General features: G+C 71.8%; 17 protein-coding genes. 10 read left to right on the top strand and 7 right to left on the bottom strand.

Annotated elements, in window-relative coordinates:
- The first annotated feature begins 17 nt into the window (after positions 1-17).
- Together mhpA and ACWDD7_RS08480 are read left to right on the top strand one after the other, a co-directional pair.
- Positions 18-1,613 (top strand): bifunctional 3-(3-hydroxy-phenyl)propionate/3-hydroxycinnamic acid hydroxylase MhpA, encoded by a 1,596-nt coding sequence (mhpA, locus tag ACWDD7_RS08485; RefSeq protein WP_450456820.1) that lies wholly within the window; start codon positions 18-20, stop codon positions 1,611-1,613.
- Entirely contained in the window at positions 1,610-3,586 is a 1,977-nt protein-coding gene (locus ACWDD7_RS08480; RefSeq protein WP_450456819.1) for an acetoacetate--CoA ligase, read from the top strand. The genes mhpA and ACWDD7_RS08480 overlap by 4 nt, the downstream gene beginning before the upstream one ends.
- Positions 3,587-4,192: 606 nt before the next feature.
- On the opposite strand, the gene ACWDD7_RS08475 is transcribed toward ACWDD7_RS08480, so the two are convergent.
- A complete protein-coding gene (locus tag ACWDD7_RS08475) occupies positions 4,193-5,662 on the bottom strand; it encodes a SulP family inorganic anion transporter (protein ID WP_450456818.1) in 1,470 nt (489 codons plus the stop codon).
- Between the two features lie 77 nt (positions 5,663-5,739).
- Positions 5,740-5,979, bottom strand: a complete 240-nt coding sequence (locus ACWDD7_RS08470) for a hypothetical protein (RefSeq protein ID WP_450456817.1) — start codon at positions 5,977-5,979, stop codon at positions 5,740-5,742.
- Between the two features lie 920 nt (positions 5,980-6,899).
- Here ACWDD7_RS08470 and ACWDD7_RS08465 point away from each other — a divergent pair.
- The 4 genes from ACWDD7_RS08465 (at position 6,900) to ACWDD7_RS08450 (ending at position 11,071) form a co-directional block, all read left to right on the top strand.
- Positions 6,900-7,334, top strand: a complete 435-nt coding sequence (locus tag ACWDD7_RS08465) for a hypothetical protein (RefSeq protein ID WP_450456816.1) — start codon at positions 6,900-6,902, stop codon at positions 7,332-7,334.
- Between the two features lie 131 nt (positions 7,335-7,465).
- Positions 7,466-8,605 (top strand): PLP-dependent cysteine synthase family protein, encoded by a 1,140-nt coding sequence (locus ACWDD7_RS08460; RefSeq protein WP_351864996.1) that lies wholly within the window; start codon positions 7,466-7,468, stop codon positions 8,603-8,605.
- Positions 8,602-9,849, top strand: a complete 1,248-nt coding sequence (locus ACWDD7_RS08455) for an MFS transporter (RefSeq protein WP_450456815.1) — start codon at positions 8,602-8,604, stop codon at positions 9,847-9,849. Before ACWDD7_RS08460 ends, ACWDD7_RS08455 begins: the two co-directional genes overlap by 4 nt.
- 184 nt (positions 9,850-10,033) lie before the next feature.
- The gene (locus ACWDD7_RS08450) at positions 10,034-11,071 is read left to right on the top strand and encodes an NlpC/P60 family protein (RefSeq protein ID WP_450456814.1); all 1,038 of its coding nucleotides are present in this window, start codon (positions 10,034-10,036) and stop codon (positions 11,069-11,071) included.
- A 12-nt stretch (positions 11,072-11,083) separates the two neighbouring features.
- Here ACWDD7_RS08450 and ACWDD7_RS08445 read toward each other — a convergent pair whose 3' ends face one another.
- Genes ACWDD7_RS08445 through ACWDD7_RS08435 form a run of 3 tightly spaced genes read right to left on the bottom strand, consistent with a single transcriptional unit; the run spans position 11,084 to position 14,624 of the window.
- On the bottom strand, positions 11,084-12,160 hold the full coding sequence (locus tag ACWDD7_RS08445) for a VOC family protein (protein WP_450456813.1): 1,077 nt from the start codon (positions 12,158-12,160) through the stop codon (positions 11,084-11,086).
- Positions 12,157-13,020, bottom strand: coding sequence for an alpha/beta fold hydrolase (locus ACWDD7_RS08440; protein ID WP_450456812.1), 864 nt, complete (start codon positions 13,018-13,020; stop codon positions 12,157-12,159). The genes ACWDD7_RS08445 and ACWDD7_RS08440 overlap by 4 nt, the downstream gene beginning before the upstream one ends.
- A gap of 8 nt (positions 13,021-13,028) precedes the next feature.
- Positions 13,029-14,624, bottom strand: coding sequence for a bifunctional 3-(3-hydroxy-phenyl)propionate/3-hydroxycinnamic acid hydroxylase (locus ACWDD7_RS08435; protein WP_450456811.1), 1,596 nt, complete (start codon positions 14,622-14,624; stop codon positions 13,029-13,031).
- A gap of 126 nt (positions 14,625-14,750) precedes the next feature.
- On the opposite strand from ACWDD7_RS08435, the gene ACWDD7_RS08430 reads away from it, so the two are divergent.
- Positions 14,751-15,383, top strand: a complete 633-nt coding sequence (locus ACWDD7_RS08430; RefSeq protein ID WP_450456810.1) for a TetR family transcriptional regulator — start codon at positions 14,751-14,753, stop codon at positions 15,381-15,383.
- A gap of 108 nt (positions 15,384-15,491) precedes the next feature.
- On the opposite strand, the gene ACWDD7_RS08425 is transcribed toward ACWDD7_RS08430, so the two are convergent.
- A complete protein-coding gene (locus tag ACWDD7_RS08425) occupies positions 15,492-17,006 on the bottom strand; it encodes a DUF1254 domain-containing protein (protein WP_450456809.1) in 1,515 nt (504 codons plus the stop codon).
- 412 nt (positions 17,007-17,418) lie between these two features.
- On the opposite strand from ACWDD7_RS08425, the gene ACWDD7_RS08420 reads away from it, so the two are divergent.
- Entirely contained in the window at positions 17,419-17,982 is a 564-nt protein-coding gene (locus ACWDD7_RS08420) for a fasciclin domain-containing protein (protein ID WP_450456808.1), read from the top strand.
- A 113-nt stretch (positions 17,983-18,095) separates the two neighbouring features.
- Here the strand turns inward: ACWDD7_RS08420 and ACWDD7_RS08415 are convergent, their stop codons facing one another.
- Positions 18,096-19,553: an extracellular catalytic domain type 1 short-chain-length polyhydroxyalkanoate depolymerase gene (locus tag ACWDD7_RS08415; RefSeq protein WP_351865019.1), complete on the bottom strand. Its 1,458-nt coding sequence runs from the start codon at positions 19,551-19,553 to the stop codon at positions 18,096-18,098.
- Between the two features lie 287 nt (positions 19,554-19,840).
- On the opposite strand from ACWDD7_RS08415, the gene ACWDD7_RS08410 reads away from it, so the two are divergent.
- Both ACWDD7_RS08410 and ACWDD7_RS08405 read left to right on the top strand, forming a co-directional pair.
- A complete protein-coding gene (locus ACWDD7_RS08410) occupies positions 19,841-20,668 on the top strand; it encodes a 3-hydroxybutyrate dehydrogenase (protein WP_450456807.1) in 828 nt (275 codons plus the stop codon).
- A 200-nt stretch (positions 20,669-20,868) separates the two neighbouring features.
- Entirely contained in the window at positions 20,869-21,690 is an 822-nt protein-coding gene (locus tag ACWDD7_RS08405; RefSeq protein ID WP_450456806.1) for a restriction endonuclease, read from the top strand.
- Positions 21,691-21,696: the final 6 nt, after the last annotated feature.

Raw genomic sequence — 21,696 nt, 5'->3', positions numbered from 1 at the left:
TCGGGAGCGAGCCGCACATGACCGTGGAGCAACACCTGTCAGACATACCCGTGGTGATCGTCGGAGCCGGGCCCGTGGGCGTGACCGCCGCCCTCCTCCTGGCCCGGCGCGGGGTGAGGGCCCTCCTCCTCGAACGCCACCACGACGTCTACCCCCTGCCGCGCGCCGTCGCCGCCGACGACGAGGTACGCCGCATCCTCCAGGCCGCAGGGGTCCAGGAGGAGTTCGCCGCGATCGCCCGACCCGCGCGGGGGCTGCGGCTGCTGGACGCCCGGCACCGGGTGATGGCCGAGTTCCCGCGCACCGCGCAAGGGGCCCACGGCTTCCCGCAGACCAGCATGTTCGACCAGCCCGAGCTGGAGCGGGTGCTGCGCGACGCCCTGGCCCGCGTCCCGGAGTGCGAGCTGCGCGGCGGGGCGGAGGCCATCGGCATCGAGCAGGACGGCGACGGTCCGGTCCGCGTGACCTACCGCGACGGCGAGGGCGACCATGTGGTGCGGGCGGACGCCGTCCTCGGCTGCGACGGCGCCAACAGCCTCACCCGTGACGCCATCGGCGCCGAGTGGGAGGACCTGCGCTTCGAGGAACGCTGGACGGTCGTCGACGTGCGCACGAGCCTGCCGGTCTCCTGCTGGGAAGGTGTGGACCAGATCTGTGATCCGCGGCGGCCGGGGACGTTCATGCGGATCGGCGAGGACCGCTACCGCTGGGAGTTCCGGCTGGGGGACGACTCGGAGCTGGACGACGAGCGGCTTCGACGGCTGGTCGCGCCGTGGGTGGATCTCGCGCCCGGCGCCGACTTCGAGGTGCTGCGCCAGGCGCGGTACACCTTCCGGGCGCGGATCACCGACCGCTGGCGCCGGGGTCGCGTCTTCCTCCTCGGTGACGCGGCCCATCTCACCCCGCCGTTCATCGGGCAGGGGCTGTGCGCGGGGCTGCGCGACGCCTACAACCTGAGCTGGAAGCTCGCTCGCGTGCTCCAACAGGAGGCGGACGAGCGGTTGTTGGACACGTACGAGAGCGAGCGCAAGCCGCACGCCCGCCGGATGATACGGCTCGCGGTCGCCATGGGCTGGGCCATGACCGGCGGCCAGGACGGCGCCGCCGCTGTCCGACGCGGCGTCCTGGGTGCCGCCGTCCGCGTCCCCGGGCTGAGTACGGCGGCCGCCCGTGACCTCAGCCCCGCCCTGGTCTCCGGGCCGCTGGTGCGCCGTCCGGTCCGCGGGGTCGGCCGTGGACTCGGCGGCCGTTTCTGCCCGCAGCCGTGGGTGATCGTCCACGGACGCCGGGCCCGCCTCGACGACCTGCTCGGCGACTCCTTCGCCGTGGTGACCGCCCTCCCGCTCTCTCCCTCCCTGAAGGCGGTCGCCGACGGCCTCGGCGCCCGGACCGTCCTCGCGGTCGGCCTCGGCGACGACGGCCGGCTCGCGGCATGGCTGCGCGAAGGGCGTGCGGACGCCGTACTGCTGCGGCCGGACCGCGTCGTGATGGACGTCGTCCCGTCCGGCGGCCACGCCTTCACGGGCACCACCTCCTGGGCGCCCCTGCTGCACACTGCGCGAAACTTCCCACGGAACGTCACCGAGAGCCTGTCGAGGAGCACCCCACGATGACAACGCCCGATCCCTTCCACACACCCGATCCGCAGACCGTCGCCTCCAGCCGCATCATGGACTTCGCCCGCCATGCCGGGCTGGACGGCACCGACTACGCCGCCCTGCACCGCTGGTCGGTCACCGACCTGGAGGGCTTCTGGGGCGCGGTGTGGGAGTACTTCGACATCGACGCGGACACCCCGTACGAGCAGGTCCTGGCCGAGGAGACCATGCCGGGCGCCCGCTGGTTCACCGGCTCCGCTCTCAACTACGCCCACCATGCCCTGCGCAACGTCGCGGACGACGACGCGGCGATCCTCGCCCTCGACGAGACCGGCTCCGGCTACGAGGTGACCGGGAAGGCACTGCGCGCCCAGGTCGCCTCGGTGGCCGCGACCCTGCGCGAGTCGGGAGTGCGGCAGGGCGACCGGGTCGTGGGCTACCTGCCCAACACCCCGCACGCGATCGTCGCGTTCCTGGCCACAGCGAGCCTGGGCGCCGTGTGGTCGGTGTGCGGGCAGGACTACTCCGCCAAGGCCGCCGCCGACCGGTTCGCCCAGCTCGAACCCACCGTCCTGATCGCCGCCGACGGCTACCTCTTCAACGGCACCACCCACGACCGCCGCGACGCGACGATCGAGCTCGCCCACGCACTTCCGACGTTGAAGGCGACCGTGCTGGTCGGGCACGTGGGCCTGGCATGGCCGCAGCGGACGTACCCGTCGCCGGTCGTCCGGTGGGAGGACGCGGCCACCCGCGCGGAGGAACTCACCTGCACGGCCGTGCCGTTCGACCACCCCCTGTGGATCGTCTTCTCCTCCGGCACCACCGGCCTGCCCAAGGGCATCGTCCACGGCCACGGCGGGGTGCTGCTGGAGCACCTCAAGACCCTCGGCCTGCACTCCGACCTGGGTCCGGGCGACCGCCTCCTGTGGTACACCACCACGCACTGGATGATGTGGAACCTGGTCGCCTCGACGCTGCTGACCGGTGCCACGACCTGCACGTACGACGGCAGCCCGGCACCCTTCGCCAGGCTGGACGTCCTGTGGGAGCTGGCCGCCCGCCACCGGGTGACGGTCTTCGGTACCAGCCCTCAGTACCTGCTGGGCATGGCCAAGGCCGGCATAGACCCGTCCGTGCACGATCTGTCGTCCGTCCGTGTGGTCGGCTGCACCGGCTCCGCCCTGCCGGCCTCGGCCTACCCGTGGGTGCGCGATCACGTCGGCGGCCATGTCCTGCTCGCGTCCATCAGCGGCGGCACGGACGTGGTGTCCGGCTTCGCCGGCAGCGCGCCCAACACACCCGCGTGGGCGGGCGAGTTGTCGGCACCGCACCTGGGCGTGGCGCTGGCCGCGTACGACGGCGAGGGCCGCGCGACCGTGGACCAGGTCGGTGAACTGGTCGTCACCCGCCCCATGCCGTCGATGCCGCTGTACTTCTGGAACGACCCCGATGGCACCCGCTACCGCGACGCCTACTTCTCCTCCTACCCGGGCGTGTGGCGGCACGGGGACTGGATCACGGTCACGGGGCACGGCTCGGTGATCGTCCACGGCCGCTCCGACAGCACGCTGAACCGCAACGGTGTCCGCCTGGGCAGCGCCGACATCCACGACGTGGTCGAACGCCTCCCCGAGATCGCCGAGGCCCTCGTCATCGGCGCGGAGGAACCCGACGGCGGCTACTGGATGCCGCTGTTCGTGGTCCCCGCCGCGGAAGTGGCCCTGGACGACGCCCTCCGCGAGAGGATCAAGGAGGCGATCCGGACCGGGACCTCACCGCGCCACGTCCCCGACGAGATCCTCGAAGTCCCGGCCATCCCGCACACCCGCACCGGCAAGAAGCTCGAAGTCCCGGTCAAGCGCCTCCTCCAGGGCGCCCCGGCCGAACAGGTCGTCAACCCCGCCGCGGTCGACAACCCGGATCTCATCGGCTACTTCGCCCGCCTGGGAGCCGAGCGCCGCAGCCGGAGGACCGCCGAGGCGTGAAAACGGCTCGGATCGATCCCGCCGTCGTCCCGGCTCCGGTCTTCCTGCCGGTGGGCGCGTCGCGGATCGCCGCCGTGCCGGTCCTTCGCCAGGCGGCGCCCCGTCTCGGCAGGGCACCGGGTCTCTACGGCGTCGTCGGCACGCTGGGGAGGGTCGCCGGGCTGCCGCCCAGGCCGGTGTCGGTCCCGCCCGGCGTGACGGCGGGACCGGCTGGCCGCGGCAGCCCCGGTGCGTCCGCGCCACGGCGACTCGATCCCGGAGGTCACGGGCCGTCCGACGTGGCGTAGCGAGTGGCGCGGCGGTGTTCGCCGGGGAGCGGAACGCATGTCACGGGAGCGCCGCCACGCGCCGGGATCGCCGACCGGATCACCGTGGCCGTCCGGGTCGGCCGGGCGGTCGTCCACGTCGACGGGCTGGTGGTGCAGACCGCTCCCAAGCGTTCGAGAAGGCCGCCGAGACGGCCGCGCGCACCCCAAGCGCGCCGCTGCTGGGCGACACCGGCCCGGAGAGCGCGCACCGACGCGTCCCGCGTGAACCGCCCGTCCAGCGGTGCCGCCCCGCCGAGCCGCGGGGCGGCACCTCCTTGCCGTGCGTCAGCCGCCGCCGTCAGGCCGCGCTCGGCACACGTCCGGGCTGGATGATGTGCGCGTTGTGCTGGTCGGCCCAGCTTCGCAGGGCGGTCAGGCAGGCGTGGTCGAGGTGCCGCAGACCGGCGAGGTCCAGTTCCACGGTCCGACCGGCCGGCAGGCTCTCCAGTGCGTCCAGGATGCGCGGCAGCCGGAGAAACGTGGCGTTGCCCTGGATACGGACCCGCACCATGCCCTCACCCGGGTCGGTGACGTCGACGTGGACGTGGGAAACCTCCCAGGCGGCCTTCACCACTGCCAGGGCGAGACCGAGCAGGACGCCTTCGAACATGTTGGTGATCAGGATCGCCCCCGCGGTGACCACGAGGATCACGGCCTCTCCCCGGTGGTCGCGCCACAGCGGTCCCAGCTCCTTGACCGGCAGCAGCTTGAAGCCCGCATGGATGAGAACGCCGGCGAGCGCCGCGGTGGGAATCAGGCCCAGGACGTCGGGGAACATCGCGGCGAACAACAGCAGCCATACGCCGTGCAGAACGCGGGAGAGCCTGGTGCGCGCACCGGCCTGCACGTTGGCGGCGCTGCGCACGATGACGGCGGTCATCGGCAGCGCGCCGAGCAGCCCGCACACGGTGTTGCCCGCTCCCTGGGCCATCAGCTCCCTGTCGTAGTGGGTCTTCGGCCCGTCGTGGAGGCGGTCCACGGCCGCCGCGCTGAACAGCGACTCCGCCGAGGCGATCAGCGTGAAGGCGACGACCGTGACCAGCAGGCCGACATCGGCCAGCCGGGAGAAGTCGCCGACGGCGGGCGGCTGGACGGCAGCGACCAGGCCGCTGACCTCGACCCGCCGGACCGGCAGATCAAACGCCGCGGTGAGGGCGGTCGCCGCGCCGACCGCGACGAGCGGACCGGGCAGGAGTCGGGCACGGCCCGGGACCCTCTTCCACCCGGTCATCACCACGATGGTGCCGACGCCGACGGCGGACGCTGCCAGGGCCGAACGGGACGCGAGGATGTCGACGGTGAGGTCGTACAGGCCGGCGACGTTGGACGTGCCGCTGCCAGGTGCGCCGCGGTCGCCGAGCGCGTACAGCTGACCGGCGATGAGGACCAGGCCGATGCCGGCGAGCATGCCGTGGACCACGGACAGGGAGATGGCCCGGAACCAGCGCCCCAGGCGCAGGGCTCCGAGGGCGAGTTGCAGCAGGCCCGTGAGCAGGACGACGACGCCGAGGACGGGCAGCCCGTAGTCCTTGACGGCGGTGAGGACGAGCACGGTCAGCCCGGCCGCGGGCCCGGACACCTGAAGGCTGCTGCCGGGCAGCAGCCCGGTCACGAGCCCGCCGACGATGCCGGTGATCAGGCCGAGTTCGGCCGGAACGCCCGAGGCGACGGCGACGCCCACGCACAGCGGGACGGCGACGAGGAAGACGACGAGGGAGGCGGTGACGTCGCTGCGCAGAGCAGCGCGCGAAAAGGTCTGTGAGGTCATGGCGTTCTCTCTGTGGGGAAGGAACGTCGCGGGAAGGCGCGACCGGTGCGAGACGGGCGGGACCGTGGTCCGGTCGGTCACCGGGGCTGGACGGTGCGGCTGCCCGACGCGCGGGCCGGGACCTCGCCGGTTTCGGCGGTGCCGCACCAGGCGTGCGGTCGGAGGCGGCCGCGCACCACGAGGTCCGGGACCTGAGGGGCCTGGACGGCGGATCCGAGCGAGCCCGCGGCACCACAGGCGGCCCGTCTCCGGTGGCGGGGAACGATGTCGGCGGTCTCGGTGGGGAAGCTACGGGCGTGCTCGATGAGCGTGTGCATGATTCGGTCTCGTGTCTCTTGGCGGTCCTACGCGGGTAAGGGCGCGAAGAGTGCGTGCCGTGGCGGGCGACGGCTCGCCCAGGCGGCACGGCGAGCGAGGCGTCAGGCCGCTCGACGCGTGACGGGCCGCGGCGTGCCGGTGTGTCAGAACCGCGGGGGCACGCCGCCGATCAGCAGCGGAACGTTTGCAGTGTGCTGGAGGTGGGTGTGATTCCGGCAGCGGGGTTCCAGGAGTCTCTCGCCGTGCGCGGCCGCGCGGCACCGGCCGCGGAGTGAGCGGTGTCCGTCTCCCCGGCCGCGGGGTTGTCCGCGGCCGGAGGCTGCGCCTGCGGCCCCACTGCACGTGAGGGCCTGGCGAGGACATGAACCGTTACGCCCTGGTGCCGCTTCTGTGTTCCGGCGCTGGAAACGGCGGACGACGGTCCTCGCAGCTTCCTCGACTCGGCCTCCGCGACGGGAGCCATCGCGGACGCAAGCGTAGTGGTGGTGGAGGAGGAGGAGGAGGGGGAGGAGGAGGTGGAGGTGGAGGTGGTGGTGTGATGCGGCTTGGCGAAGTGCATCAGCAGGGAAGCGGCCAGCACGACCACCACCGCTGCGACTCGCCGCACCACTGCTGGACCCCCGACGTCTCGTTTCCGGCGACACCGAAACGCTACCGGCCCGCGCTGCTCGTACATATCGAACACCCGGGCAAAGATGGCGATTTGGCCAATACCCGACCCTGTATGGCAAGAGTGATGAACCAGAAGGCCGTATTCACCCGATCCAGTGATCGAGTGAGCCTCTCGGAGACGCGGTCGCACCCGGTCGCCCCATGGGCTTTCCCGGTGTCGCGCGCCCCGCACACGGTGGCCCGGACGGCACTTCGGGCCCATCTCTCACATGAACCTTATGCGCACGATCGGTTACCGTCTGCGTTCATGGTGGCCGGGTCAGTGCTGCGCGCCGACCGCCCCGTGCCGCGCGCCGGGGCGGCCCTCGTGGTGCTGCTCGCCGCACTGATCCACCTGCTGGGGTGCGCCCACGGCCCCACACCCACCGGGATCGGCCGGGCGGACAGCCTCCTGGCCACCACGGCTTCCTGGGCGCGGGCGTCGACACCGGCGGACGACGCGTCGGAACGGTCCGCGCCCCGGCCGGGCGAGAACCGGGAGCACTGCTGGGGCGGCGACGTGCCGACCGTGCAGCCGCCCCGCGACATCGCCTCGCCCGTACCGGCCGCGCACAGCGTGCCGGCGTCCGCCGCGGACACGGGCATGCTCGGCCCTGCGAAGCCGGGCCCGCCCCCGGGGTCGGCTCAGCGGCCGGCACGTCCCGGTCGGGCGAGAGCCCGACTCGGTGTGTGGAGAACGTGACCGACAAGTGAGCCGCACGAGCAAAGGGCCTTCCCGCCCGCCCGCTCCCGGATGCGGCAGTCGATCAGTCACGATCCGCCAACCACAGCGGACGACACCCGCGAGACCGTCGTCCGCAGGAGAAGCACGCCATGAACCACCCCGCCCCGACCGGTACTCCGCATTCCCCGGCCCAACTCCTCGTCGAAGCCAAACGCCCGATGCACACCCCCGCCGGACTCGTCGGCGACACCCCGGTCCTGTGGATCGGCGGCCCCTTCACCGCCACCGGACGCGGCTTCTGGGCCAAGCTGGAGGGCCACAACCCCGGCGGCATCAAGGACCGCGCCGCCCTGCACATGGTCCGCGCCGCCCGCGAACGCGGTCGGCTGCGGCCCGGCGCCCGCGTCATCGAGTCCACCTCCGGCACCCTCGGGCTCGGCCTGGCCCTGGCCGGAGCGACCTACGGCCACCCGGTCACCGTCGTCACCGATCCGGGGATGGAGCCGCTGATGACGGGCCTGCTCACCGCGTACGGAGCCGAGGTCGACCTCGTCACCACGCCCCATCCGGAAGGCGGTTGGCAGGAGTCCCGCCGACAGCGCGTCCAAGAACTCCTGGCCGTCCACTCCGACGCGTGGTGCCCGGACCAGTACAACAACCCCGACAACGTCGCCGCCTACGCCCCGCTCGCCCACGAACTCGTCGCCCAGCTCGGCCGCATCGACACCCTGGTCGTCTCCGTCGGCACGGGCGGCCATTCCGCGGGCATCGGCTCCGTGCTGCGCGGATTCTTCCCCCGCCTGCGGGTCGTCGGGGTCGACACCACCGGGTCGACGATCTTCGGCCAGCCCGCCGCCCCTCGCCTCATGCGCGGCCTGGGCTCCAGCATCCATCCCCGCAACGTCGCCTACGACCTGTTCGACGAGGTCCACTGGGTGGCCGCGCCGGAAGCCGTGTGGGCGGCCCGCCGCCTGGCCCGCGACCACTACGCCACCGGCGGCTGGAGCGTCGGCGCCGTCGCCCTGGTCGCCCGCTGGCTGGCGCGCACCCGGCCCGCGGAGGAACGGATCGTCGCCGTCTTCCCCGACGGCCCGCAACGCTACGTCGGCACGGTCTTCGATGACACCTACTGCCACCGCCACGATCTCCTGGGGCAGCCGCCCGCCGACCACCCGGACGAGATCGCCGACAGCCGCCGGCGCACCGTCACCCGCTGGACCCGCTGCACCCACGTCGCCGATCCCCTCGCCCACCCCGAGCGCCACGGTCTCGCGGGAGCCGCCCGATGAGGCACCTGTGGCAGCAGACCCGTTCCTTCCCGCGCGGCGCACGGCTGATGATGGCCAACCAGTTCGCCATCAACCTCGCCTTCTACATGCTCATGCCCTACCTCGCCGCCCACCTGTCCGACGGGCTCGGCCTCGCGGCCTGGGCCGTCGGACTGGTCCTCGGCGTCCGAAACTTCTCCCAGCAGGGCATGTTCCTCATCGGCGGCACCCTCGCCGACCGCCTCGGCTACAAGATCCCCATCATCACCGGCTGCCTCCTGCGCACCGTCGGCTTCGGGCTCCTCGGCTGGGTCGACGATCTGCCCGCACTCATCGCCGCCTCGGCCGCGACCGGGTTCGCCGGGGCCCTGTTCAACCCGGCGGTCCGCGCCTGCCTGGCCGCCGAAGCCGGCGAGCGCCGCGTGGACGCCTTCGCCACCTTCAACGTCTACTACCAGGCCGGGATGCTGCTCGGTCCACTGGTGGGGCTCGCTCTGCTCGCCGCCGACTTCCGCCTGGTGTGCACCATCGCGGCGGGCATCTTCGGCGTGCTCACGCTGCTGCAATGGCGTGCGCTGCCCGCACGTCACACCGGCACCACCAGGACACCAGGGGGCGTGCTGGCGCAGTGGCGCACGGTCGTCGCCAACCGGCCGTTCCTGCTCTTCGCCGCGGCGATGATCGGCTCGTACGTCCTGACCTTCCAGGTGTACCTGGCGCTGCCGCTCGCCGCCGACGACGCCCTCGGCTCGAACGGCACCACCGTCAGCAGTGGCCTGTTCGTCGTCTCCGCCGCCGTGGCCGTCATCGGTCAGCTGCGCCTGACCGGATGGGCGAGGAAACGATGGCAGCCCGACGCGGCGCTCGTACGCGGGCTGGCCGCAATGGGCCTGGCCTTCCTGCCGCTCGCGTTCGCCCCGCGCGGCTCGTCGGGCGCCGTGCTCGTGTGCCTCGTGGTGGCGGTGGTACTGCTCGCGGCCGGCTCGGCGGTCGTCTACCCCTTCGAGATGGACACGGTGGTCACCCTCTCCGGCGACCGTTTGGTCGCCACCCACTACGGCCTCTACAACACCGTCTCCGGCCTCGGCATCACTCTGGGCAACCTCGCCACCGGCGCCCTCTGGGACTTCGCCACGACACACGACGCCCTGTGGCTGACCTGGGGCTCCCTCGCGGCCACCGGGCTGGCGTGCGCGGCCTCGGTGGCCGCTCTGTCCCGCTCCGGACGCCTGGCCGCACGGCGGCCGAAGCCCCTCGCCGTGTGAATGTCCGGGCTGGGCGGCACACAACGAACGAAATTTCCATGCCAACATTTGATCTGATCGTGGGACAGTCATTAAGGTCTTGCTCCAGCCCCCGCTCTGGTGATCACTCAGAGGGAGTGACGGTGGAGGGGCTCCGCCCACCAACGCGTTGGCAGGCGGCTGAAGGCACAAGGAGCTCGCCCCTGTGGCGTCCCATCGTCGATCCAAGCAGCCGAGCCGCACGCGCGTCACCGTGCTGACCACCGCGGCCGCCGCGGCCGCCGCGCTGAGCGCGAACGCCGCCCATGCCGCACCGAGCGAGAAGCCCGGCAAGGACGAGGTCAAGGCGAGGGTCGACAAGCTCTACGAGCAGGCGGAGCAGGCCACCGAGAAGTACAACGGCGCCAAGGAGAAGCAGCAAAAGCTGCAAAAGGAGATATCCACGATCCAGGACAGCGTCGCCCGAGGCCAGGAGGAGCTCAACAAGCTTCGCGACGGCCTCGGTTCGCTGGCGAGCGCCCAGTACCGCTCCGGCGGCATCGATTCCTCGATCCAGCTCTTCCTGTCCTCCGACCCGGACGACTTCCTCGACAAGGCGTCCACCATCGACCAGTTGAGCAGCCAGCAGGTCGGGGCCCTGAAGAAGATCCAGGGAAAGCAGCGCGAACTCGCCCAGGAGCGGGCCGAGGCCGCCGAGAAGCTCGACGACCTCGCCACCACCCGCACCGAGCTGGGCAACAAGAAGAAGGAGGTCCAGGGCAAGCTCGCCGAGGCCCAGAAGCTCCTCAACACACTGACCGCGAAGGAGAAGGCGGCCCTCGCCGCCGAGCAGCAGCGCGCCGACCGCTCCTCCACCGCCCGCGTGGACCTCGGCAAGGACACCTCCGCCTCCGGCCGGGCCGGTGCCGCCTTCTCCGCCGCCCAGAGCCAGATCGGCAAGCCCTACGTCTACGGCGCCACCGGTCCCTCCTCCTACGACTGCTCGGGCCTGACCTCCTGGGCCTACGCCCAGGCCGGCGTCTCCCTACCGCGCACGTCCGAGGCCCAGGCCGGCATCGGCACCCGCCTCACCCGAAGCCAGCTCCAGGTCGGCGATCTGGTCTTCTTCTTCAACGACCTGCACCACGTGGGCCTCTACGCCGGCAACGGCCAGGTCCTCCACGCCCCTCGCACCGGCACGGTCGTCCGGTACGAGTCGATGGACACCATCGGCGGACCGTTCATGTTCGGCGTCCGCGTCTGACCGTCGCGCCGATCACCGCCGGGGCCGGGAGATCGGTGGCACCCGGCGGCATCGGGTCGGCACGGGGCTTCGTCCCTGGTCGTCAGGAACGCCCGCGCCGCTGAGGGCGGCCACGGTCTCCTCCCTGCGGGTGAGGGAGAGGCCGGCGCGGCGGAACTGGGCGAGTTTGTCGGTGATCGTCTGACCGACGGGGGTGTGGCCCCAGACGCTGATGCCCTGGTGGGTGCTCGGTTCCCATGTGCTCTCGTCGATGACGACCGGGTTCCACCCGACCTCCCACTCGAAGCCCGACGGGGTGCGGGCGTAGTACGAAAGCTCCTTGTCGTTGGTGTGCTGGCCGATGGACAGGGCCATGTCGAAGCCGAGTTCGTGCACGCGCCGGTAGCTCTGGGCGAGGTCGTCGAGGGTGGCGGCCTGGATGTTGAGGTGCTGGACCCGGGTGCGGATCGGGTCGAGGGGCAGGCCGCGGGTGGCGGCGATGGCGACGGAGTGGTGGCGTTCGTTGACGCGCAGGAAGCGGATCTTGAGTTTGATGCCGCCGATGGTCTCGTCGATGTAGTCGGTCAGGCGGGCGTCGAAGACGGTGTCGAAGTAACCGCGCAGCCGCGTCGGTCTGGTGGAGGTGATCGCGATGTGCCCCATGCCGGAATCGCCCGTGACGAAGCCGGAGGCCAGCATGCGCAGCGGCTCGGTGGAACGGCGCGGGGTCGTGTAGATCTCCTGCGTGATGCGCTTGGGGCCGGGGAAGCGCAGGAGGCGTTCGACGCCGCGCAGGGACGCTTCCTCGGCGGTGCCCTCGGTGACGGGAACGCCGTGGGCACGGAGCCGGGCCTCTATCCGCTCGAAGGCGGCGTGGTCGTCGATGTGCCAGCCGGTGGCGACGACGTCCTCGGCGGGGCCGCGCCGGACCAGGAAGCGGCACTCCTGGTCGTCGAGGCGGAAGCGCATCAGGTCACGGGAGAGGTCGTCGTGGTGCATGCCGATGGCGTCGGTGCCGAAACGGCGCCAGTCGGCGAAGCGGTCGGTCTCGATGACGATGTAGCCGAGGTGCACGGCACCGAAGACGGAGGTTTTCGCGTACGTGTTCATCGTCGGCCCGCCAGGAAGTCCGCGCAGAGGCGGTTGAAGAGTCCGGCGCGTTCGAACTGCACCCAGTGGCCGGTGTTGGCGACCATGTAGAGGTCGCAGTCGGGCAGGCGCTCGGCCAGCATCCGGCCGCCCGAGGGCCGGTTGACCTTGTCCTCGGCGCCCCACAGGACCAGGGTCGGTACGGGCAGCCGGGACAGGCGGGCGTCGCGGGTGAAGTCCATCCGCCACAGGGCGCGCAGCGACTTCGGACGCCGCAGCGGCGGGGCCGCGACGACCTCCGGGTCGATGCTGTCCCGGTAGCGCGAGTCGATGACGCTCTCCGGTACGTCGGCGGCGTTGAAGACCAGGTACTGGCGGATGAACGCCTCCAGCTTCCGCCGCGACGGGCCGTCCCCCGTGTAGTAGTCGAGCAGGCTGTTGAGTCCGGGTGTGGGCAGGGCGCGGGTGGTGCCGATGCCGCCCGGCCCCATGAGCACCATGCGGTCGACCCGGTCCGGGGTGTCCAGGGCGAGGCGCAGGGCACAGGCTCCGCCGTAGGAGTTGCCGACGAAGTGCGCCTTGTCCAGGCCGAGTCGGTCCAGCACCCCACGGATGCCGTCGGCGAGGTGGCCGAAGGGGTCGGTGGGGTCGATCCCCTTGGAGCTGCGGCCGTAGCCGGGCAGGTCGGGCACGATCACCCGGTGTTCCTTGGCCAGCTCCGCGATGTTCCGGGCGTAGTTGGAGACACCGGACGCGCCGGGACCGCCGCCGTGCAGCAGCAGCACGGGCGGCCCCTCACCGGCCTCGGCGACGAAGATCTTCTTGCCTGCGATGTCGAGCAGGGACTCCCGCATGGCGGGAAGCTCGGTGTGCGTGGTCATGGCGGTCCTCACGAGGCGGGGGAAGTGGACTTGCGCGGTGCGGGGGTGAAGCCGACAGGGGGCGGCGGGAGTTGGGCGCCGGCGGCCGCGGCCGCGTAGACGTACGCGTCCGGGCGCAGGGCGAGGGTGGTGACGCCGCGCCCGGTCATCCAGGGCAGCAGGACGCCGTCGCTGTCGACGAGCGTGCCCTCGACCGGGCGGGAGCCGGCCGGTGTGACGGTGAGCGAGGGAACGTCCAGGCACTCCCACTCCGGCTGGGGTACCGGCACTCCCCCGTGCAGGAGCAGCCACCGGTTCCCCAGGGCGTCGTCCAGGCGGACCCGGCCGCCGTCGGGTCCGGTGACCCAGGGCTGCGGTATCTGGTGCCCGGACGCCTTGGTGCGCGGGCGGGCCTGGAAACCGTCGGCGTAGTGGGCCTCGGGGATCCAGTGGGAGTCCTGGAGCCGCCGGCTGAATCCCGGCAGGCGGTTCATGGCGGGCAGCACACGGTCACGGACCCGGGTGACCGCCGCGCGCCGCTCGGTGATGACCCGCCCCACGCGCACGGCACGTCTGGTGACCTCCCTGACGTGCGGCTTGCGCTCGGCCTCGTAGGAGTCGAGCACCGCCTGCGGCAGTTCGCCGCGCAGGACCGCGTCCAGCTTCCAGCACAGGTTGGCGGCGTCCCGGACCCCGGCGGCCATGCCCTGTCCGATCCACGGCGGCATGGCGTGGGCGGCGTCCCCGGCGAGGAAGACGCGGCCGACCCGGAAGCGGGCCGCGAAGCGGACGTGATGGCTGTAGACGGTGGCGCGCAGGATCTCGATCTGGTCGCGTCCGATGCCGTAACGGGCCACCAACGCGTAGATCGCGTCGTCGGTGGTCAGGTACGTCTCGTCGTCGCCCGGCAGGATCGGGAACTCCCAGCGGTGATGGCCGAGCGGCGTCGGGCAGTCGACCGCCGGGCGGGCCGGGTCGCACCGGAAGCGCAGTCGGTCGTGGTCCGGCCAGGGCCTGAGCATCTTCGTGTCGATGACCACCCAGCGGTCGTCGTACGTCCGCCCCTCGTATCCCACGTTGAGTTGGGCGCGGGTGAGGCTGGAGCCGCCGTCGGCCGCGATGACGTAGGACGCGCGCAGGTGCCGTACGGAATCGTCGGCGGTGCCCACGACCGTGAGTTCCACGCCGTCGGCGTCCTGCCGCAGCCGCAGGCACTCGTGCCGCAGCAGCACCTCCACGTTCGGATAGCGGTCCGTGCCCTCACGCAGCACCTTCTCCAGCGCCGGCTGGTAGATGAACATCTGCGGCGGATGGCCGTGTCCGCGGGGGGTGGGGTGGACGCTGACGAAGGCCCGGCCCCTGGCGTCCACGAAGTCCAGTGGCCGCTCGGCCAGCATGTCCGGCTTCAGCCGCTCGGCCAGGCCGGCGCGCTGCCAGATCCGTACGACCTCCTCGTCCGTGGAGATCGCCCGCGCCCGGGAGAACACCTCGGCGTCGCGCTCCAGCACGACGACCCTCAGCCCCCTCGCACCCAGCAGGTTGGCCGCGGTCACCCCCGTCGGCCCGTAGCCGATCACCGCCACGTCGTACGTGCTGTCGTCGCCTCTGACACTGACACCGCTCACCGGGCCACCTCGCCGTCGTCCCTGATCGACTTGTTGCTGTAGCGCTCATTCCAATTGGAACAGCCGCTACGGTAAAGTCGTCATCAGAGACGGTCAAGGGCTGGTACGACAGAAAGGGCGACCCTCATGACGAGGCCGCAGGCGGCTCGCAAGAAGCGCGCGAACGGAGTGGAGTCGCGGCAGCGAATTCTCGACGCCGCGGTGGAGATCGCGGGTGAGCGCGGGTACGAGGGCACCTCGATCGCGGCGGTCAGCACCAAATGCGGCCTGCCCGCGAGTTCGATCTACTGGCACTTCAAGGACAAGGACGACCTGATCGCCGCGGTCATCGAGCGCAGCTTCGAGACCTGGCTCGCCGCCGTCGAACTGCCGGAGGAAGAGGCGGGCACCCCCCTGGAGCGGGTCACGGCCATGGCCGCGAACGTGGCGAAGTCGCTGGTGGACGCGCCCGACTTCCTGCGCCTCGGCCTCATGCTCGCCCTGGAGCGGCGGCCGGTGGAGCCCCGCGGCAGGACCGTCTTCCTCCACGTTCGTGACATCGCGCGGCAGAAGGTCGCCGAAGTCGTGCGGACCCTGCTTCCCGGCCTCGACGAGGACGCCGTGCGCACCCTCACCACCTACGCCGTCGCCGGCGCCGACGGCCTGTTCGTGCAGCGGGAGATCAACGGCGACGACGTCGACCTGGTGGCGATGTTCGAGCTGCACGCACAGCTGGTCCTGGAGGCCGCCACCCGGATGGCCGCGAGGAACAGGGGATGACCCTGCCCGGCGGTGATGCGCACAGGCCGCCGCCCGGCGAGCCGGCACCCGCCTCGTCCGCAAGCTCGTCCAGCCCGGCGCCGACCGAGGACGCGACGCGCCGAGACGTCAGGCGACGCGGGTCAGAGGAGGACACTCCCAGGCCCCGTCGATCACCTCGGGGTGAGGCCGGTACATGCGAAGGGCCACGAACCAGGTGCCTTCCTTCGCGGTGGGCAGCCAGTTGGCTTCCCCGCCCTGCTCGGGCGGTTCGCTCTGCAGACGGATGGTCAGCCCGCCGTCCTCGTCCCACTCCAGGCCGGTGCTGCGGTCGCCCACCGCGTAGCGGTCGTGCGGGTTGGGGATGAGGTTCATGTCCTCCCCGTAGGCGGTCAGCGACCAGAAGGCGTCGACCGGTGGCAGTGCGTCGCCGGCGAAGCGCAGTTCGTACCGGCCTTCGGAGGTCAGCTTCCTGCCGTCCGCGTCGTCGAAGTTGAGCAAGTAGACCGCTTCGGCGGGGTCGTTGGCGGCGACGCCGAGCAGCGACTGGTCGGCGGCGCGTTTGAGGAAGTCGTCGCCGAAGCGTCCCATCTGCGGGGGAGGATAACGCCAGCCGTGGACGAGGTGGGCCCAGTCGCCGCTGAGGATCTGCTGCCGGAACAGGGGCACACCGACGGCGGCGGCCCGGGACAGGCTGCGTTTGACCGCGTCGGGCTGAGCCTCGACGTCGAGGCCGGGGCCGATGCCGATCTGCGCGAACTGCTGGAGCAGGACGCGGTGATGGGCCGGCGGAGGGTTCTCGGCCAGCATCGCGTTCAGGGTCTTCCACGGCCCCAGGGGGTCCTCCTGCGCCGGAATGGGTGTCAGGACGTCACGGCTTTCGGGGACCTGCGCGTCCGGCTTGCCGAACAGACTCAGCGGGGTGAGCCGGTACCGCTCCTGGAGTTCCCGGACGCGCGGCACGTCGTCCGGGCCGCTGACGAGGGTGCGGCCGAGGACGAGGACCCAGGGGCTGGGAGCCTTCTTCAGGCGTCGCACCTCGGCGGGAAGTTTTCCCTTCCACTCCGGGCCGACGAGGGCGAAGCTGCCCGCGCCCGGGCCCGTGGTGCGCTGGCCGACGTAGTCGAAGTTGTCGGACGTGATCCCCACCAGTTCGAAGGAGAAGTACCGGTCGCCCATGTCCGGATGGGAGAGGATGACCGGCTCGGCCGCGAGGTTCACCCAGGCAACGGAATACAGGGTGTCGTTGTTGGGGCACCCGCCGTCGCGGTACGTCGCGTCCAACAACCGCTCGGCGTGCCAGAAATGGTTCACGGCCGCGTACGGCACCGTCGCGGGGTTCCGCGGCTGCGTCACCCAGTCATACCTCAGCTGGGCGTTGTAGATGTACGGGAACCCGTAGACGAACGCCTGCTCACCGAGCGTGTAGGCGTACTCACCGCGCCAGTCGTCGACGCGCCCGGTCAGGATCGGCTTCAGCGCCTGTCCCAGCGCCGGCGCGATGTCCGGCAGATGGCGTGCGCGATCGATCGTGGACCTCGGGTGCAGGGCCGCGTGCCCGGCGGCCCGTGCCACCGTGACGGCCGCGCCGGCCACGCCTTCGGGAATCCGCCGCCAGGCGGGGGCCTGCGATGATTCGGACATATCGGCACCACTTCGCTCAACAGCATCGAGGGACGAGGTCTTCGTGACCCCCCGCCGGTGGTCCCACCCCCAGGGACCATCCTCCCCCGTGTGGCCGGTCGACGCAGCCGGGGAGGTTCTGCCCGCCGCGCCCATGGCGGCACGGGAGACGCGACGCCGCCGGGCCCCGGAGCCACGGGCGTCGTCCGCGACACCCTCGGCCTGCGGTCTCAACTGCCCGCGCGTTCACCGCGACCGCGCTTCGAGATGCGGTCACCGACGCCTGCTGGATACGCTCGCTGAGGGGCCGGGGGATGACGGCCGAGGCCGTGGCGCAACAGCCGCCTCCCGTCCCGCCGGCGGACATCCGCCGTGCCAACCTCTGCACTGTTCACGCCTCCACGGGAGGAAGGTCGCGATGAGGTTCACCCGCATGCGTAGAACAAAGGCCACCGCGGCAGTTCTGGTCGCCGTCCCGCTCGCGCTCGGAGGTCTGGCAGCGCAGAGCCACGCGCAGGGCGCGTCTCCAGGCCCCTCCGGGACGTTCGGTCCCGGCTGCGCGGCGCTCGCCCAGAAGGCCGACACGGCCAGGGACAAGGTCATGGAGGCCGCGGCCGCCTACCCGCAGCTCAGCCAACTGGTCTCGGCCGCGGTCCGAGCAAGGCTGAACAGCGACCTCGACGGGAAGTCCGACATCACCGTCTTCGTTCCCAACAACCAGGCCTTCAAGAGCGTCACCGCCTCACAGCTCTCCTCGCTCCTCCAGAACCAGGGGCAGCTGAAGAAGGTGCTGAGCTACCACGTCGTGGACAAGCGGATCACCCCCGACGAACTGTCCAACGGCTCCTTCACGACGGTGGAGGGCAGCAAGCTGACCACGTCGGGCTCGGGCACCGACTTCAAGGTCGACGGCAAGGCGAACATCGTCTGCGGCAACATCAAGGCCGCGAACGCCACCATCTACGTCATCGACACCGTTCTCCAGCCCCCGTCCTGACACCTGGGGCACCGTGCTGCCCGAGCCGCCCCGTACGACCGGGAACAGCGTACGGGGCGGTCCGGGGAACCCGTCGTGACGGCCACCGCGAGGCGCGGCGACCGTCCGTGGGTTCAGCAGCCGGAGTCGGCGAGGACGAAGTAGCCCGGGGAGGTCTCCTTCAGGGTGTGGGTGATGGCGACGTTGTACAGGCCCATCGCCTGGTTCGAGCCGTTGGCGTAGGTGTAGCCGCCGCTCTGGTGCGCGCGGCCGGCCTGGACCTGGTTGTAGTTGTTGTCGGTGTAGCACTGGGGCGCGGAACCCGTCGTCGTCGCCGTGACCGGCGCGGACGACGCGCCGACGGCGCCCGAGGAGTCGACCGCGGCGACGGTGTAGCGGTAGGCGGTACCGGCGGACAGGCCGGTGTCGGTGTACGCGGTGCTCGTCGTGGAGCCGGTCTTCGTGCCGTCGCGGTAGACCGCGTACGAGGCGGCGCCACTGACGGGGCTCCACGACAGCGAGGCGCCGGTGTCGGTCGTGCCGGTCACCGTGAGACCGGACGGCGCGGGCAGCGACCCGGTGCCTGCACCGCCGTCCAGGCCCCAGAACTTCGCGGTGTAGTAGCTGGAGCAGATGTAGTCGAGGAAGTAGGCCCCCGTGCCGCCGCACTGGTCGGCGCCGGAACCGGGGTCCACGGCGAGGCCGTGGGTCATGCCGGAGACGGAGAACAACGCGACCGCGGGCTTGCCGGTGCCGTCGTCGTAGAGGCTCTCCGTGGTCCCCCCGGGCAGGCTCTGGGTGCTGGAGGCCGTCTGGCCGATGCCCCAGACGTCGGTCCACTGGTCGCGCAGCTCCGTGCCGTTGACCGGGGCGACGGTGGTGTCGGAGGTGCCCTGCCAGATGGCGACCCGCGGCCAGGTCCCCGAGTAACCCGGGTAGGAGTTGCGGACCTTGTCGCCCCACTGCTTCGGGGTGAGGTTCTGGTTGCTGTTCTGGCAGCCCGAGGCGGCGGTCAGGGTGGTGGCGCACTGCGCGGGGATGCCGGAGTCCACGGCGCCGCCCGCGAACACGTCCGGGTAGTCGGCGAGCAGGTCCGCGGTCATGCCGCCGCCCGCGGACAGGCCGGTGACGAAGACGCGGCCGCGGTCCGAGCCGTACTGCGCCACGGCGGTGTCGACCATCTGCCGGATCGAGGCCGCCTCGCCCTTGCCCCGGGTGTCCTTGGTCGAGTCGAACCAACTGAAGCAGGACAGGCTGTTGTTGGCCGTGCTGGTCTGCGGGTAGACGACGGCGAAGCCCCACTGGTCGGCGAACTTCTGCCAGCCGGAGTTCGTGTGGTAGTCGCTCGCCGACTGGGTGCATCCGTGCAGGGCCACGACCAGGGGGGCGTTCGCGGGCAGATTGGACGGCGCGTACTCGTACATCGCCAGGTTGCCGGGGTTGGAGCCGAAATTCGTGACCTGCTGGAGGGTGCCTGCGGCGGCCGCGCTCGTGGTGAGGGGGGTGACGGCGGTCAGGCCCGCGGCGCACAGGGCCAGTACGGCGGCCTGCGCGGTGCGCCGGAAGAATCCGCGCCAGGGGATGTGAGACATGGGGCGCCTCCGATGGGTGGTGGGGAGGAAGCGGAACGTACGACCGGCCGTACCGCCGCGCCATGTGAGGGGCAGCCAGGGCCGCGGTGCCCGGCGTGGCGTACGCAGCCATGGTGTCGGCGAGGGTGCTGTGAGACGTGCCGGGGCGGGCGCGCCGGCCCGGCACGCATGCGAGCCCCGGCGGCCTCCCGCCGCCGGTGGATGGTGGCGACGCCTATCCTGGCCTCCGGAAATATGTCGGCAGGCCACGTGTCTCCCCCCGGACTTCCTGCCTACCGTGATCGGCCATGGACAGGACCAAGAGCTCCGCCGAGGGCTCGCCCCAGCATCCCGGACCCGGTGCCTCCGCCGCGACAGGACTGGCCTCGACCCGGTTCCTCACCGGCCGCAAGGCGCTGGTCACCGGTGCGGCCAGCGGGATCGGCCGGGCCTGCGCCGAGGGCTTCGCCGCGGCCGGCGCCGAGGTCTACGTGGTGGACCGGGCCGCCGAAGCCGCCAAGGAGGTGGCCGGGGCGATCGGGGGCATCGCGATCGTGGCCGACCTCTCCGAGGCCGAGGCCGTCGACGCGCTGCCGGACGACGCCGACATCGTGGTCAACAACGCGGGCCTGCAACACGTCGCGCCGGTGCACGAGTTCCCTCCGGAGCGCTTCACGCTGATCCAACGGGTCATGGTGGAGGCTCCGTTCCGCATCCTGCGCCGCACCCTGCCGCACATGTACGCGGGTGCGTGGGGCCGGGTGGTGAACATCTCCTCGGTGCACGGCCTGCGGGCCAGCCCCTACAAATCGGCGTATGTCATGGCGAAGCACGCGTTGGAAGGGCTGAGCAAGGTGGTCGCCCTGGAGGGCGCGGCGCACGGCGTGACCAGCAACTGCCTCAACCCCGGGTACGTCCGCACGCCGCTGGTGGAGAAGCAGATCGCCGCCCAGGCACTCGCCCACGGCATCCCGGCGGCGGAGGTGATGGACCAGGTCTTCCTGGAACGGACCGCGATCAAGCGGCTGATCGAACCGGACGAGGTCGCCGAGGCGGCCCTGTGGCTGTGCACCGACCGCAGCGCCGGTCTGACCGGCGTCTCGATCCCCCTGGACGGCGGCTGGACCGCGCACTGACGCCGCCGCACCCGCACCCGCCGTCGTACGACGACGGGTGCGGGTGCGGCGGCGGGCGACGCGCCTTCGTCGGCCGGCCGGTGTCCTCCGTCACCGGTCGGTGGACCCGCGGGCCGCGGCGCACGGCCGGTCGTACGGATTCGTGCACCGTCCGCGGCGTCGGGAACGGTGCATGCGGTGGCGGAGCGAGGGCAGACGGCATGGTGCGCCCTCTGCGGCGTGCGCGGCGAGAGCGGCGGTTCGAGCGGTTCGATCTGCGGACGACCACATGGTTCTTCGTCCTGCTCGCGACCGTCCTCTGCCTCCTCGCGCTCGTGGTACGCCTCGCGGCGGGTGTCGTCGAGCGTCGTCCGCTGTGGGCCGCCGTCCTGGCCGTGCTCGGTGTCGCCGGGGGCCTGCTCCGGCGGCCGGGACGGCGCGGCCTGTCCGCCGGGAGGTGCGCCCGGCGAGCCGCCCGCGCCCTGGAGGAGGGAGCCGAGGCGGCGTCCGGCAGTCTCCACCTCACCGCGGTGGGCGACACCGCCGTACCGGACGCCGGACGCGACGAGGAGTGCCCCCGCCCGGAAGTGCCACCGACCGTGATCGCCGCGCCGGACGGGGACGGTGCGGAGCCCACGGCTCCGCTCGAACACCCCGACGTCTACGCCGAGTCGGACCCCGACGGATTCGAGCGGGCCGTCGCCGGCCTGTGCGTCCGGGAGGGCTGTCGCGAGGTGGAGGTGGTGGGGGGAGCCGGCGATCTGGGGGCGGACGTCGTCGCGGTCACCGCGGAGGGACTGCGCGTGGTCATCCAGTGCAAGCAGTACGGCGACACCCACAAGGTGGGCTCACAGGACCTTCAGCGCTTCGGCGGCACCTGTTTCACCATCCATGAGGCCGACGTCGCGGCGCTCGTCACCACCGGCGAGTTCACGGCACCCGCGCTCGACTACGCGCGGCGGTGCGGGATCGTCTGCGTGGACGGCGCCGCACTGGAGGCATGGCACCGGGGCACGGGCCCGACCCCCTGGCACCCACGCTAGCCGGGC

It is taken from the genome of Streptomyces sp. NPDC001056, assembly GCF_053598955.1.
The sequence above is the reverse complement of the archived record's forward strand: the minus strand, read 5'-3'. Positions and strand labels throughout refer to the sequence as shown.

Coding starts and splice junctions, on each gene's coding strand:
- ACWDD7_RS08475 (WP_450456818.1), bottom strand. CDS start 5,662: ATGACCTCACAGACCTTTTCGCGCGCTGCTCTGCGCAGCGACGTCACC.
- mhpA (WP_450456820.1), top strand. CDS start 18: ATGACCGTGGAGCAACACCTGTCAGACATACCCGTGGTGATCGTCGGA.
- ACWDD7_RS08445 (WP_450456813.1), bottom strand. CDS start 12,160: ATGAACACGTACGCGAAAACCTCCGTCTTCGGTGCCGTGCACCTCGGC.
- ACWDD7_RS08430 (WP_450456810.1), top strand. CDS start 14,751: ATGACGAGGCCGCAGGCGGCTCGCAAGAAGCGCGCGAACGGAGTGGAG.
- ACWDD7_RS08470 (WP_450456817.1), bottom strand. CDS start 5,979: ATGCACACGCTCATCGAGCACGCCCGTAGCTTCCCCACCGAGACCGCC.
- ACWDD7_RS08465 (WP_450456816.1), top strand. CDS start 6,900: ATGGTGGCCGGGTCAGTGCTGCGCGCCGACCGCCCCGTGCCGCGCGCC.
- ACWDD7_RS08420 (WP_450456808.1), top strand. CDS start 17,419: ATGCGTAGAACAAAGGCCACCGCGGCAGTTCTGGTCGCCGTCCCGCTC.
- ACWDD7_RS08405 (WP_450456806.1), top strand. CDS start 20,869: ATGGTGCGCCCTCTGCGGCGTGCGCGGCGAGAGCGGCGGTTCGAGCGG.
- ACWDD7_RS08455 (WP_450456815.1), top strand. CDS start 8,602: ATGAGGCACCTGTGGCAGCAGACCCGTTCCTTCCCGCGCGGCGCACGG.
- ACWDD7_RS08460 (WP_351864996.1), top strand. CDS start 7,466: ATGAACCACCCCGCCCCGACCGGTACTCCGCATTCCCCGGCCCAACTC.
- ACWDD7_RS08440 (WP_450456812.1), bottom strand. CDS start 13,020: ATGACCACGCACACCGAGCTTCCCGCCATGCGGGAGTCCCTGCTCGAC.
- ACWDD7_RS08425 (WP_450456809.1), bottom strand. CDS start 17,006: ATGTCCGAATCATCGCAGGCCCCCGCCTGGCGGCGGATTCCCGAAGGC.
- ACWDD7_RS08410 (WP_450456807.1), top strand. CDS start 19,841: ATGGACAGGACCAAGAGCTCCGCCGAGGGCTCGCCCCAGCATCCCGGA.
- ACWDD7_RS08480 (WP_450456819.1), top strand. CDS start 1,610: ATGACAACGCCCGATCCCTTCCACACACCCGATCCGCAGACCGTCGCC.
- ACWDD7_RS08415 (WP_351865019.1), bottom strand. CDS start 19,553: ATGTCTCACATCCCCTGGCGCGGATTCTTCCGGCGCACCGCGCAGGCC.